The organism is Micromonospora arborensis (assembly GCF_003205615.1).
In the GTDB taxonomy this organism is placed as follows: Bacteria; Actinomycetota; Actinomycetes; order Mycobacteriales; family Micromonosporaceae; genus Micromonospora; species Micromonospora arborensis.
Genome location: NZ_PYBV01000001.1, coordinates 157,896 through 171,458, shown reverse-complemented (window position 1 = coordinate 171,458; position 13,563 = coordinate 157,896). Strand labels below are relative to the sequence as shown.

General features: G+C 70.3%; 11 protein-coding genes and 1 tRNA gene. 5 read left to right on the top strand and 7 right to left on the bottom strand.

The window, feature by feature from the left end:
• Positions 1-2 precede the first annotated feature (2 nt).
• Positions 3-2,384 carry an ATP-binding cassette domain-containing protein gene (locus C7C45_RS00785; protein WP_110561649.1) on the top strand — a complete coding sequence of 794 codons (2,382 nt, stop codon included), beginning with the start codon at positions 3-5 and terminating at the stop codon, positions 2,382-2,384.
• A gap of 28 nt (positions 2,385-2,412) precedes the next feature.
• On the opposite strand, the gene C7C45_RS00780 is transcribed toward C7C45_RS00785, so the two are convergent.
• From C7C45_RS00780 to C7C45_RS00750, 7 genes are all read right to left on the bottom strand, one after another.
• Positions 2,413-2,880 (bottom strand): hypothetical protein, encoded by a 468-nt coding sequence (locus C7C45_RS00780; RefSeq protein ID WP_146247220.1) that lies wholly within the window; start codon positions 2,878-2,880, stop codon positions 2,413-2,415.
• 169 nt (positions 2,881-3,049) lie between these two features.
• Positions 3,050-3,724, bottom strand: a complete 675-nt coding sequence (locus C7C45_RS00775) for a DUF3159 domain-containing protein (protein ID WP_110561647.1) — start codon at positions 3,722-3,724, stop codon at positions 3,050-3,052.
• Positions 3,721-4,368 (bottom strand): TetR/AcrR family transcriptional regulator, encoded by a 648-nt coding sequence (locus tag C7C45_RS00770; RefSeq protein WP_146247219.1) that lies wholly within the window; start codon positions 4,366-4,368, stop codon positions 3,721-3,723. The genes C7C45_RS00775 and C7C45_RS00770 overlap by 4 nt, the downstream gene beginning before the upstream one ends.
• A gap of 554 nt (positions 4,369-4,922) precedes the next feature.
• Positions 4,923-4,994: transfer RNA gene (locus tag C7C45_RS00765), tRNA-Arg, on the bottom strand.
• 92 nt (positions 4,995-5,086) lie between these two features.
• Positions 5,087-5,779 carry a winged helix-turn-helix domain-containing protein gene (locus C7C45_RS00760; RefSeq protein WP_110561645.1) on the bottom strand — a complete coding sequence of 231 codons (693 nt, stop codon included), beginning with the start codon at positions 5,777-5,779 and terminating at the stop codon, positions 5,087-5,089.
• Between the two features lie 460 nt (positions 5,780-6,239).
• Entirely contained in the window at positions 6,240-6,920 is a 681-nt protein-coding gene (locus C7C45_RS00755) for a DUF305 domain-containing protein (RefSeq protein ID WP_110561644.1), read from the bottom strand.
• A gap of 8 nt (positions 6,921-6,928) precedes the next feature.
• Positions 6,929-7,729, bottom strand: a complete 801-nt coding sequence (locus C7C45_RS00750; RefSeq protein WP_110561643.1) for a DUF3105 domain-containing protein — start codon at positions 7,727-7,729, stop codon at positions 6,929-6,931.
• 97 nt (positions 7,730-7,826) lie between these two features.
• On the opposite strand from C7C45_RS00750, the gene argS reads away from it, so the two are divergent.
• The 4 genes from argS (at position 7,827) to thrC (ending at position 13,391) form a co-directional block, all read left to right on the top strand.
• Positions 7,827-9,494 carry an arginine--tRNA ligase gene (argS, locus tag C7C45_RS00745; RefSeq protein ID WP_110561642.1) on the top strand — a complete coding sequence of 556 codons (1,668 nt, stop codon included), beginning with the start codon at positions 7,827-7,829 and terminating at the stop codon, positions 9,492-9,494.
• 4 nt (positions 9,495-9,498) lie between these two features.
• Positions 9,499-10,884, top strand: coding sequence for a diaminopimelate decarboxylase (gene lysA, locus C7C45_RS00740; RefSeq protein ID WP_110561641.1), 1,386 nt, complete (start codon positions 9,499-9,501; stop codon positions 10,882-10,884).
• 8 nt (positions 10,885-10,892) lie between these two features.
• Positions 10,893-12,203, top strand: coding sequence for a homoserine dehydrogenase (locus C7C45_RS00735; RefSeq protein WP_208641024.1), 1,311 nt, complete (start codon positions 10,893-10,895; stop codon positions 12,201-12,203).
• 138 nt (positions 12,204-12,341) lie between these two features.
• Positions 12,342-13,391: a threonine synthase gene (gene thrC, locus C7C45_RS00730; protein WP_110561639.1), complete on the top strand. Its 1,050-nt coding sequence runs from the start codon at positions 12,342-12,344 to the stop codon at positions 13,389-13,391.
• Positions 13,392-13,563: the final 172 nt, after the last annotated feature.

Sequence of the window (13,563 nt, the reverse complement as noted above, 5' to 3'; positions counted from 1 at the left end):
CGATGAGCACGGCCACCCAGCCGTCCGCGCCGCACGTTGCCGACAGCCATGATCTGATCCGGGTGCAGGGCGCGCGCGTGAACAACCTCAAGGACGTCAGCGTCGAGATCCCGAAGCGCCGGCTGACGGTGTTCACGGGTGTCTCCGGCTCCGGCAAGAGCTCGCTGGTGTTCGGCACCATCGCCGCCGAGTCGCAGCGGATGATCAACGAGACGTACAGCGCCTTCGTGCAGGGCTTCATGCCGACGCTGGCGCGTCCCGAGGTCGACCTGCTGGACGGGCTGACGACGGCGATCATCGTGGACCAGGAGCGGATGGGCGCGAACTCGCGATCCACCGTCGGCACGGCCACCGACGCCAACGCGATGCTGCGCATCCTGTTCAGCCGGCTCGGGCAGCCGCACATCGGCTCGCCCAACGCGTACTCCTTCAATGTCCCCTCGGTGAAGGCCACCGGGGCGATCACCGTCGACCGCGGTGCCGGCAAGACGAAGACCGAGAGGGCGAGCTTCACCCGTCTCGGCGGTATGTGTCCGCGTTGCGAGGGCATGGGCGCGGTCACCGACATCGACCTGTCGGCGCTGTACGACGACAGCCTGTCGCTCAACGAGGGCGCGATCACGATCCCGGGTTACAGCATGGAGGGCTGGTACGGCCGGATCTTCCGTGGCTGCGGCTACTTCGACCCGGACAAGCCGATCAGCAAGTACACCAAGCGGGAGCTGCAGGACCTGCTCCACAGGGAACCAACCAAAATCAAGGTCGACGGGATCAACCTGACGTACGTGGGTCTGATCCCGCAGATCCAGAAGTCCTTCCTCGCCAAGGACATCGACGCGTTGCAGCCGCACATCCGTGCCTTCGTGGAGCGGGCGGTGACCTTCACGACCTGTCCCGACTGCGCCGGCACCCGGCTCAGCAAGGAGGCGCGGTCGTCGAAGATCAAGGGTAAGAACATCGCCGACGCCTGCGCGATGCAGATCAGCGACCTCGCCGCCTGGGTACGGGAGATCGAGGAGCCGTCGGTGACCCCGCTGCTGGCGGGGTTGCAACACCTCCTCGACTCGTTCGAGAAGATCGGGTTGGGCTACCTCTCGCTCGACCGGCCGTCGGGCACCCTCTCGGGCGGCGAGGCGCAGCGCACCAAGATGATCCGCCACCTCGGGTCTTCGCTCACCGACGTCACCTACGTCTTCGACGAGCCGACGATCGGGTTGCACCCGCACGACATCCAGCGGATGAACGAGCTGCTGCTGCAGTTGCGCGACAAGGGCAACACCGTGCTGGTCGTGGAGCACAAGCCGGAGGCCATCGCCATCGCCGACCACGTCGTCGATCTCGGGCCCGGAGCCGGGACGGCGGGCGGTGCCGTCTGCTACGAGGGCGCCCTGGAAGGCCTGCGGGCCAGCGGCACCATCACCGGCCGACACCTCGACGACCGGGCGGCTCTCAAGGAGACGGTGCGTACCCCCACCGGCAAACTGGAGATCCACGGCGCGACGGCCAACAACCTGCACGACGTCGACGTCGACATACCGCTCGGGGTGCTCGTCGTCGTGACCGGCGTCGCCGGCTCCGGCAAGAGTTCGCTCGTGCGCTCCTCGATCCCCGCGGGCGCGGGTGTGGTCTCGATCGACCAGGGCGCGATCCGTGGCTCGCGGCGGAGCAACCCGGCCACGTACACCGGGTTGCTCGACCCGATCCGCAAGGCGTTCGCGAAGGCCAACGGTGTGAAGCCGGCGCTGTTCAGCGCCAACTCCGAGGGCGCCTGCCCGAGCTGCAACGGCGCCGGTGTCATCTACACCGACCTGGGGATGATGGCCGGTGTCGCTGCACCCTGCGAGGACTGCGAGGGGAAGCGGTTCCAGGCCTCGGTGCTGGAATACCGCTTCGGCGGTCGCGACATCAGCGAGGTGCTCGCGATGTCGGTGACGGAGGCCGAGAAGTTCTTCGGCGCGGGCGAGGCGCGTACGCCGGCCGCGCACGCCATCCTCGACCGCCTCGCCGACGTCGGGCTCGGCTACCTCAGCCTGGGTCAGCCGCTCACGACCCTGTCCGGCGGCGAGCGGCAGCGACTGAAGCTGGCCACCCACATGGCCGAGAAGGGCGGCACCTACGTCCTCGACGAGCCGACCACCGGCCTGCACCTGGCCGACGTCGAGCAACTGCTCGGCCTGCTCGACCGCCTCGTCGACGCCGGCAAGTCGGTGATCGTCATCGAGCATCACCAGGCGGTCATGGCGCACGCCGACTGGATCATCGACCTCGGCCCCGGCGCCGGGCACGACGGTGGCCGGATCGTCTTCGAAGGCACGCCCGCCGACCTCGTCGCCGCCCGCTCCACCCTCACCGGCGAGCACCTGGCGGCGTACGTCGGCAGCTGAGCGCGAGCCGTCGCCGTCGGTCGAACGTCTACGCGACCGGCGGCGACGGCTCGCGCTGTGCCGTCCTGGCGGCGAGGACCCCACACGTGGCGGTGAGCAGCCCGAGGACGATCGTGCTCGGGTTGACGTACCCGGGCACCGACGAGGTCACATACGTGCCGCCGCCGCTGAGGCGGCACTCGAAGCGGATCGGCAGGAAGCTGACCTCGTACCCGTTGACGTGGCTCGCCCGCTGTGGCCCGGCCTCCCGGCAGGGTTCGATCGGGAAGGAGCCGGCGCCGCCGTCCTCCGCCCGCATTACCGCGTAACCGAGGTGGAGCAGCCCCCAGGCGTACATGGCCACGGTGCCGGCACCGGCGAGGAGCGCCACCGTCCGCAGCCAACCCCGCCGGTCGCGTTCGCCTCTCCGGAACGCCGATTTGATGCCCCGGACGGTGAGGACCGTCGCGGTGACGGCTCCGGCGAGCGCGGCGAGGAGCAGCACGAGAAACAGCATGGCGACATTCTTGATCATGTGTGGGCGCAGGCCCTCGCGGGGTGGTCAGGCGGGGTTGTGCTCGACGGCGACGACTGGCCCACATTCCGCGGAGATGACGTGGCACTTGGTGCGCCATCGTTTATCAGTTTTCTCCTGCGAGTGGGCGTCGGGCGGGAGTGCGTGGAGGTCAGCGGTCCCGGCAGTAGCCGAGGCGGTGGTCCGCGCGACGCACGGCCCACACGATGACGAGCAGCGCGAGCGCCCACAGTGGATAGTTCATCGCGATCTTCGAGAACGTCAGCCAACCGACCTCGTTCTGCTCGTACAGCCCTTGCAGCACGACGAACCGGGCCGCGAATATGGCCGCGAGCACGGCGGTGGCGATGTCGTACCGCCGCAGCGACGGACGGTCGTGGCGCCACCACAGGCCGGCGCCCTTCATGGCGCTCCAGATCACGCCGACAAGCGGCCGGCGGACCAGGATCGAGAGGGTCAGGATCATGGTCGCCACGCAATACCACCAGATGTCGGCCAGGAAGAAGTCGCGCGCCTCACCGCTGCGCGCGGCGAGGGTGCCGGCCACCGCCACGCCGACGAAGCCGCCGAACGCCGGACGCAAGGGCTGTCGCCGCACCACCCGCAGCACCGTGATGAGCGCGCCGGTGGCGGCGGCGGCGGCGATCGCGGGGTAGACGCCCCACAGCGAGTTGGAGATCACCAACACCGTCGGCGGCAGGGACGACTGGATCAGCCCGGTCAGGCCACCGGTGCGCTCCCACAACGTCGTCATCGTGGTCGGCGACGCGGTCGCGGCGGGGCGATCGCTCTCCGCGCTGTCCGGCCGCACATGCTCTCCGGTCATGACATGGCCTCCTCTGCATCGGCCGCCGCGCGGCTCCCCTGTTCGATCGACAGCTTGGCTCGACCCGGGTCGTCGCCGTAGCCGACCAGCAGCCGGTAGGCCATGTCGTCGAGGACGAACCGCGCCTGTTCACTCGGCAGCAGCTCGGCCACCGTCATGGTCACCAGCCCGTGTCGCATGCTCCACAACTGGGCCGCCCAGACCGGCACCAGAGACTCCTGCGCGGCAGAGAAACGGCCGGCGGCCACGCACCGCTGGATGAGCGCGACCAGCCGCTCGAACGTCTCGGTGCCAAGGTTGTCGTCCTCGGGCGGGCGGTCGATGAACATCGCCTTGTACAAGTGGGGGTTCGCCAGGCCGCTGTTGAAGAACACCGCGCCGGCCGCGACGAGGTCGGCGACCGGGTCGTCCGAGGCCGTCAGCGCGTCGAGCCGTGCGTTGAGCCGGGCGAAGCCTTCCTCCCGGACCGCCCAGTGGATCTCCGCCATGCTCTGGAACCGGCTGAAGACGACCATCGTGGAGGAACCGATCTCGGCGGCGAGCCGGCGACTGGTCAGCGCGGCCGCACCCTCCTCGGCCAACACTCGCGCAGCCGCTTCGACCAGCATCGTCCGCACCGTGGGGTCGGCAGTTCGTGGACTCACACGGAGAGCATATCAGCGTTATATATCGCTGGTATAGAATTCGGTTCGGATCGTCAACGCCCGATGGCACCGCCTCGCACGAGGCCGGCCATCAGGAGGCTCCCGCGATGCCACAACCCGACCGGGCGGTTCTTGCCGAGGGCCTAGCAGCCCGCCCTGGTGCGCCAGCTTTGCGATCTGCTCGCAGAGGCGAGCAGCCTGGTTGCCAACATCGGGCACCCGTCCGAGCGGCCGGCGCTGGCCGAGCTGGAGGAGTGCGCGGCGGTGGCAATCGCCAGTGGCAGGTCCACGCGCGTCTAGGCGGAGACCGAAAGGGCGTCGAGTTGGTCATCGACCTCGAACGGCGGTAGCCGGGCTGGGCGGTGCGGCTCGTCCGCTACGACCGCTCCAAACACCAGGTAACCCTCCGCGTCACCATGCACGCGGGAGCCGTCGGCGCGCTGATGCAAAGATCCGTTCCGTGACCAGCAATGAACCACGCAAAGCGGCTCATAGCAACGAAACCGCCTCGGTGGCCGGCACGCCGGCCGCCGAGGCGGTTTCCATGTTGTGAGTGCCCCCGGCAGGATTCGAACCTGCGCCCCCGCCTCCGGAGGGCGGTGCTCTATCCCCTGAGCTACGGGGGCTCAGCGACTGGAGAAGACTAGCAAACCAGCCCCCCGTACGCCGAATCGGTATCGGGTGGGCCGATCGTGTCGACGACCGGCCCACCCGGTCCTCAGGCCGCGACCGCCCGACCACAGCTGGGCAGCGGGTGCAGGACGATCCGCCGGGGGAGCCGCCGTGGCCACTCGTTGCGCGGCCAGGAGCCGTCCACGATGAGATGCACGGTGCGCTGCTCCTCGCCGCTGAGTCGCAGCACGAAGTCGCGGGGGAGTGGTGGGTCGACCGTCGGCGTGGTGATCATGAAGCGCACCCGGCCGCGCGACGAGACCGCGGAGATCACGTCGGCTGCCGGCATGGTGCCGCGCAGCCGGACCCGGCCGATCCAGTAGACCTCCGCGACGTGCTCCTGGGCGGCCCGGGTGATCGCCGGGTACTCGCTGCGGACCCAGCGCTCGACCGCGCTGACGCAGAGCCCGCAGGCCCGCTCGCGCGGCTCGCGCGGCCCCAACCCCCAGGCCCGGAGGTACGCCCCGACCGCGCCGGCGTCCAACGGAAGATCGAATCGGCGCTGAATGAGCGTGGTGAGGCTCTGCCGTGTCCACAGCTCCTCGTCCAGGCCGAACTCGTCGGGGTGGACGCCCCGCAGTATGTCGATCAGTTCGAGTTCCTGTTCGCGGCTGAGCATTCCCGGCTCGCCCTGCCGCTGTCCGCGACGGACGGCTGCCACCGCCCCGTCACCGCCGATGGTGTGGCGTCGGCACCAGCTGGTGACCGAACGCCGTGCGTCTCTGAGTGCAACCCCCACGTCTTGGGCAACGAGCACGAATCGCAACTGGTCACGATATGTGGGGAGAAAACTCTCTAAGCAACGTAATCGGGTCGACCGCCCGAATCGCCCGCAACCGGGCATCAGTGGACAATAACGCACGAGAGGCCTGCGTAGAGGCCGAGTCGATCATGCGCCCTGCGCTGGAAGGGCGCTCAACACCCGTGATCCACTCCGTTTCGCCGATGTGGCGGTATCACGGCGCGCGGATGGCCCCACGTCGGCGAGGTGGAGTCGATCGCCGCGCCGGCCGGGAGTCGATCACGCGCCAGGTGGCTGTCCGGGCCTTGATCCACTCCACTTCGGCGAGGTGGGGGTATCCGGTCGTGGGGATGGCCCCACCTCGGCGATCTGGAGTGGATCAAGCTGGGAAATGACGCGGGCCCGCGTCACGCCGGTGTGCGGCGGTGACGCGGGCCCGGTTCGCCCGTCCGGCTGATCAGCCCTTGGCCTGGGCCGCCTGGGCCTGGAGCTGCTGGAGGTTGTTCAGTTCGGTCTGCTGGGTGTTCTTCATGGTCTGTGCCACCCGCACCACCTCGGCGTTGTCGGTCTCGTCGAGCGCCGCGTCGATCATGTGGATGCCGCCCAGGTGGTGGTTGTACATCAAGGTCAGGAACTGCCGGTCGACCTCGATGCCCTGAGCGTCGCGCAGGGCGGTCATCTGCTGCGGGGTGGCCATCCCCGGCATCAGCCCATCCTTGACCTTGGCACCGTCGGACATCCACGACATCGGCGGCTGTGACCCGGTCGGGCTCAGGTCCCATTCGCGCAGCCAGGTCTGCATGGCCCCGATCTCGCCCTGCTGCTCGGTGGCGATGTCGACGGCGATCTGCCGCACCTCGGGAAGCGTCGCGGACCGGTACGCGATCAGGCTCATCTCGACCGCCTGGGCGTGGTGGGCCGTCATGTCCCGTGCGAAGCCCGCCTCGACCGACGCGTCACCGGGTCGGGTGAGCCGTGGGGTGAGCAGGCCGCCGGCGTAACCGAGGAGCAGGCCCACCACCACCATGATGGCGAGCGCCAGCACGCCGTAGCGTCGCGCCGGGGCCCGGCCGCCCTCGTCGTCCGGGGCGGCCTGGACCTCGTCGTAGTCGCTGTCGGTGGTGGTGGGGGCAGTCATCGCGGTCCTTACTGAGTGGGTGGCTGCTGCTGGAGCTCACGCGGCGTGGTGCCGGTGGCGGTGATACCCGTGTTGCAGAGCGCCGTCGGGCCCTCGACGGAGGCGTTCACCCGCAGGTCCTTGATGAATTCGTCGATCCGCGAGTCGTCGGCGTTGTCGAGCTTGAGCTGGTAGCCCCACGCCTGCAGCGAGATCGGCTTGTCCAGACCCTCGTACGGGCTCATCAGCATCTTCTCGACACCGCGCACCTTGCCGGCGAGCTTGTCGACCTGGTCCTTCGGCAGGTCCGGGCGGTAGGTGATCCAGACCGCGCCGTGCTCCAGGCTGTGCACCGCGTGCTCGTTGGCGATCGGGGCGTCGTAGACGTCACCCATGCAGTTCTGCCAGGCGGCGTTGTGCACCCCACCCACCGGCGGCGAGTAGTTCCAGGTCAGCGGGCCCGACTTGTGCGACTCGTACTTCAGGCTGTCCGGGTCGGACTTGCGGATGTTGGAGATGCCGTCGATGGCGTTGGCCCGCTTGTCCCACGGCTTCGCCCCCTGGAACGACGCCCACGCGCCGTACCCGATGATGCCGGCAGCGAGCACGCCCACCGCGACGAAGAGCGCGATCGGGCCCCAGGCCCGGCCCTGGCTCACCTTGACCGGGGTGACCGGCTTGCGGGGGCCCTTGCCGCCTGCCCGTGGCGTGGCTGCCGGCTTGCCGGTGCCGGCCTTGGCGCCGGACGCCGGCCGGCCCGCGGCCGGCTTCTTGCCGGTGCTGACCACGGTCGGGCGGCGCTCAGGGCCACCGGGGGTGCTGATGCTCATCGTGCCTCGTCAAGTCGGTCGGTCAGGGGAGTGGCGGGCCGGATGACGCGCAGGGTAGCCGCCGAGTGCCCGAGTCTACCCCCGATAACATGGCTGGGTGACTCCTGCAGAACTCGCCTCGGTCGTCCTTGCCGCCGCCCACGCCGTCTTCACCGAGCGCGGCCTGGACCGCGCCGCCCTGCCGGAGCACACGGTGGTGGAGCGACCGCGCAACCCCGAGCACGGCGACTACGCCTCGACGCTCGCCCTGCAGTTGAGCAAGAAGGTGGGCGTGCCGCCCCGGGAGTTGGCCGCCGCCCTGTCCGACGAGCTGGGCCGGGCACCCGGCATCAAATCGGTGGAAATCGCCGGGCCGGGCTTTCTGAACATCCGGCTCGACGCGGCGGCCGCCGGCCAGCTCGCCCGGGTGATCGTCGAGGCCGGCGCGGAGTACGGCCGCAGCGACCGGCTCGCCGGCGAGAAGATCAACCTGGAGTTCGTCTCGGCCAACCCGACCGGCCCCGTACACATCGGCGGGGTTCGCTGGGCGGCCGTCGGCGACGCGCTGAGCCGGCTGCTGCGGGCCACCGGCGCCGAGGTCGGCACGGAGTACTACTTCAACGACGCCGGTTCGCAGATCGACAGGTTCGCCCGGTCGCTGCTCGCCGCCGCCAAGGGTGAGCCGGCGCCGGAGGACGGCTACGGCGGGGCGTACATCGCCGAGATCGCCGCCGAGGTGCAGTCCCGCCGGCCGGAGGTGCGCTCGCTCGACGACGCCGCCGCCCAGGAGGTCTTCCGGGTCGAGGGCGTCGCGCTGATGTTCGACGAGATCCGCTCCTCGCTGCGTGACTTCGGGGTGGAGTTCGACACCTACTTCAACGAGAAGGACCTGCACGACCGGGGCGAGTTGGACCTGGCGTTGAACCGGCTGCGCGAGCAGGGCCACCTCTACGAGTCCGAGGGCGCCACCTGGCTGCGCACCACCGACTTCGGCGACGACAAGGACCGGGTGCTGCGCAAGTCCAACGGCGAGTGGACGTACTTCGCCGCGGACTGCGCCTACTACCTGGACAAGCGGGAGCGCGGCTTCGAGCGGGTCGTGATCATGCTGGGCGCCGACCACCACGGCTACATCGGCCGGATGAAGGCGATGGCCGCCTGCTTCGGTGACGACCCGGAGCGCAACCTGGAGATCCTCATCGGGCAGCTGGTCAACCTGCTGCGCGACGGCGCCCCGATGCGGATGAGCAAGCGGGCCGGCACCGTGATCACTCTGGAGGACCTGGTCGAGGCGATCGGCGTGGACGCCTCCCGGTACGCCCTGGCCCGCTACTCCAGCGACTCCCCGATCGACATCGACATCGAGCTGTGGACCCGGGCCACCCGCGACAACCCCGTCTACTACGTGCAGTACGTCGCGGCACGGACGGCGGGTGTCGCCCGCAACGCCGCCGAGGTGGGGCTGGTCCCGGGTGGCGCCGACGCGTTCCGCCCGGAGCTGCTCGACCACGAGAAGGAGAACGAGCTGCTCAAGGCGCTCGCCGAGTTCCCGGCGGTGGTGGCGACCGCCGCCGAGTTGCGGGAGCCGCACCGGGTGGCCCGCTACCTGGAGGAGAGCGTCGCGGCCTCCTACCACCGGTTCTACGACAACTGCCGCGTGCTGCCGTTGGGTGACGAGGAGGTCACCGACCTGCACCGCGCCCGGCTCTGGCTGAACAACGCCACCCGCACGGTGATCGCCAACGGCCTGCGCCTGCTCGGCGTCTCCGCCCCCGAGAGGATGTGACGACATGCGGGCTCATGAGGCCGGTGCGCTGCACGCGGACATCAACAACCGGGGGCCAGCCTGGCTGCGTACCCCGGAGGACGTCAACGCCCTGCTGCCGACGCTGTGGCCGCGGTCGGTGACACGCGGCGCGGACGGCGCGCTCGCCGTCGCGGGCCTGAGCGTCCGCGACATCGCGACCGAGTTCGGCACCCCGGTGTACGTCCTCGACGAGGCCGACCTGCGCTCGCGCTGCCGCGACTTCCGGGCGGCCTTCCCGACCGAGGACGTCTACTACGCCGGCAAGGCGTTCCTCTGCCGGGCGGTGGTCCGGATGATCGCCGAGGAGGGGCTGCACCTGGACGTCTGCACCGGAGGTGAGCTGGCCACCGCGCTCTCGGCCGGAATGCCGCCGGAGCGGATCGGCTTCCACGGCAACAACAAGTCGGTCGCCGAGCTGGGTCGCGCGCTGGACGCCGGGGTGGGCCGGATCATCGTCGACTCGTTCACCGAGATCGACCGGCTCACCGCGCTGGCCCGTGAGCGGGGGGTCCGGCCCCGGGTGCTGGTCCGGGTGACGGTCGGCGTCGAGGCGCACACCCACGAGTTCATCGCCACCGCCCACGAGGACCAGAAGTTCGGCTTCTCGCTGGCCGGCGGCGCTGCCGCGAACGCCGCGTTCAAGATCCTCGACGAGGGTGTGCTGGAGCTGCGTGGTCTGCACTCGCACATCGGCTCGCAGATCTTCGACGCCAGCGGCTTCGAGGTCTCGGCCCGTCGGGTGCTCGCCCTGCAGGCGCAGATCCGCGACGCGCGCGGGGTGGAGTTGCCCGAGCTGGACCTGGGCGGCGGCTTCGGCATCGCGTACACCACCCAGGACGACCCGGCCACACCGCAGGACCTGGCCAAGCGACTGCGCAAGATCGTCGACTCGGAGTGCGCGGCGGAGAACCTGGCCGTGCCGCACCTCTCGATCGAGCCGGGGCGGGCCATCGTCGGCCCGGCCGTGTTCACCCTCTACGAGGTCGGCACGGTCAAGGACCTCGACGGCATCCGGACGTACGTCAGTGTCGACGGCGGGATGAGTGACAACATCCGCACCGCCCTCTACGACGCGTCCTACTCGGCGACGCTGGCCTCCCGGGCCTCCGGCGCGCAGCCGATGCTCGCCCGCGTGGTGGGAAAGCACTGTGAGTCCGGGGACATCGTGGTGAAGGATGAATTCCTGCCCGCCGACGTGCAGCCCGGAGATCTTGTTGCCGTGCCCGGCACCGGTGCGTACTGCCGGAGCATGGCCAGCAACTACAACCATGTGCCCCGGCCACCGGTGATCGCGGTACGCGACGGCCAGGCTCGTCTGATCGTCCGGCGGGAGACCGAAGACGACCTGCTGGCATTGGATGTGGGATGACGTCACCTGTGCGCTTGGCGCTGCTCGGCTGTGGCACGGTCGGCCAGGAGGTGGTTCGACTGCTGCACGAGCAGTCGGCCGACCTGGCCGCGCGGATCGGCGCTCCACTGGAGATCGCCGGCATCGCCGTCCGTCGGCTCGGCCGCGATCGGGGTGATCTGCCGGTCGACGAGGCCCTGTTCACCACCGACGCCCTCGGCCTGATCAAGCGGGACGACGTGGACGTCGTGATCGAGGTGGTCGGTGGCATCGAGCCGGCCCGCGGCTGGCTGGTCGAGGCGTTGCGTGCCGGCAAGAGCGTGGTCACCGCGAACAAGGCGCTGCTCGCCGAGGATGGCGTGGCCCTGCACGAGGCGGCGGCCGAGGGCGGCAGCGACCTCTACTACGAGGCGTCCGTGGCCGGGGCCATCCCGCTGCTGCGCCCGCTGCGCGAGTCGCTGCACGGGGACCGGATCAACCGGGTCACCGGCATCGTCAACGGCACCACCAACTTCATCCTCTCCGCGATGGACGCGACCGGCGCCGGTTTCGCCGAGGCCCTCGACGAGGCCACCGCTCTGGGTTACGCGGAGGCCGACCCGACCGCCGACGTGGAGGGCTTCGACGCGGCGGCGAAGGCGGCGATCCTCGCCTCGCTGGCGTTCCACACCCGGGTCGGCGCCGCCGACGTGCACCGCGAGGGCATCACCGAGGTGACCGCCGCGGACGTGGCCAGCGCCCAGGCGATGGGCTGCACCATCAAGCTGCTCTGCATCGCGGCCCGGGGCGTCGACGCAAGCGGCCGGGAGACGGTCAGCGTCCGGGTGCACCCGGCGATGATCCCGCGCAGCCATCCACTGGCCAGCGTCGGCGACGCGTTCAACGCGGTCTTCGTGGAGGCGGACGCGGCCGGGCAGCTGATGTTCTACGGTCGGGGCGCCGGGGGTGCGCCGACCGCCAGCGCCGTGCTCGGTGACGTGGTCGCGGTGTCGCGCAACCGGCTCGCCGGGGTTCGTGCGGCCAGCGAGAGCGCGTACGCGGACCTGTCGGTCCGGCCGATGGGTGAGGCGTTGACCCGCTACCACGTCAGCCTCGACGTGGCCGACCGCCCGGGTGTGCTGGCCTCGGTGGCGAGTGTGTTCGCCCGGCACGACGTCTCGATCGCGACCGTGCGGCAGGGCTCGGCGAGTGGGTCGCCCGGTCGCGACGGCGACGCCGAGCTGGTCATCGTCACCCATGTGGCACCGGACGCCGCGCTCGCCGCGACCGTTGGCGAGTTGCGCGGTCTGGACATTGTCCGATCGGTGACCAGTGTGCTGCGGGTCGAGGGCGGCGTCTGAGTCGTTGAACCATCGGTGGGACGGCTCGCGCGTCCCGCCAGGTGGGTAAACCGGGGTGTGCCATCGACCGCTGCCGCAGGCTGGTCCAAGGTGGTCTGATGCTCGGGTCGGCGCGGCGGTAGAGGCGAGGAGAACGACATGTGGCGGGGTCTGATCGAGGCGTACCGGGATCGGCTGCCGGTCACCGCGGCCACGCCGGTCATCACGCTGCACGAGGGGAACACTCCGCTGTTGCCCGCGCCGGTGCTGTCCGCCCGGATCGGGTGCGACGTGCACCTCAAGGTGGAGGGCGCCAACCCGACCGGCTCGTTCAAGGACCGGGGGATGACCCTCGCGGTGTCCAAGGCGGTCGAGGCCGGCAACAAGGCCATCATCTGCGCCTCCACCGGCAACACCAGCGCCTCCGCCGCGGCGTACGCGGCTCGGGCCGGGTTGACCTGCGCGGTGCTGGTGCCGCAAGGCAAGATCGCGTTGGGCAAGCTGGCCCAGGCGCTGGTGCACGGCGCGAAGCTGCTCCAGGTGAACGGCAACTTCGACGACTGTCTGGCGCTCGCCGCGAAGCTGGCTCAGGACCACCCGGTCGCATTGGTCAACTCGGTCAACATCGACCGGCTGCACGGCCAGAAGACCGCCGCCTTCGAGATCGTCGAGGCGCTCGGGGACGCGCCCGACATCCACTGCCTGCCGGTCGGCAACGCCGGCAACATCTCCGCCTACTGGATGGGGTACGCGGAGGAGCAGGCCGCCGGCACCACGACCCGGGCCCCGAAGATGTACGGCTTCCAGGCTGCCGGGGCGGCACCGATCGTGACCGGGCAGGTGGTGCCGGAACCGTCGACCATCGCCACCGCGATCCGGATCGGCAACCCGGCGAGCTGGACCAGGGCGCTGGACGCTCGGGACGCCTCGGGTGGGCTGATCGCCGCGGTGACCGACCGGGAGATCCTGTCCGCGTACCGGCTGCTCGCCCGCGAGGTGGGGGTCTTCGTCGAGTTGGGCAGCGCGGCCAGCGTCGCCGGTCTGCTTCAGCAGGCCGCGGCGGGTGCGGTGCCGCCCGGTTCGACGGTGGTGTGCACGGTGACCGGTCACGGGCTGAAGGACCCGGAATGGGCGATCTCCACCGCGCCGGCGCCGTTGACCATCGCGAACGACCCGATGGCCGCCGCCCGCGCCCTCGACCTGGCCTGAGCGCGTCATCGCCCGCTCGTGCGGGCCGGGCTGTGTGCCGCCCGGCACACGGTGGTGACCGGTGGTGACCGGTGGTGGGCACGCGGTCGGTGGGACGGCCTGGGGGCGGCGGGGGTTCCGGTGACCGAGTCCGGCACACTTTCGGGTATCCCCGCCCGCATTCTCGTTCAGG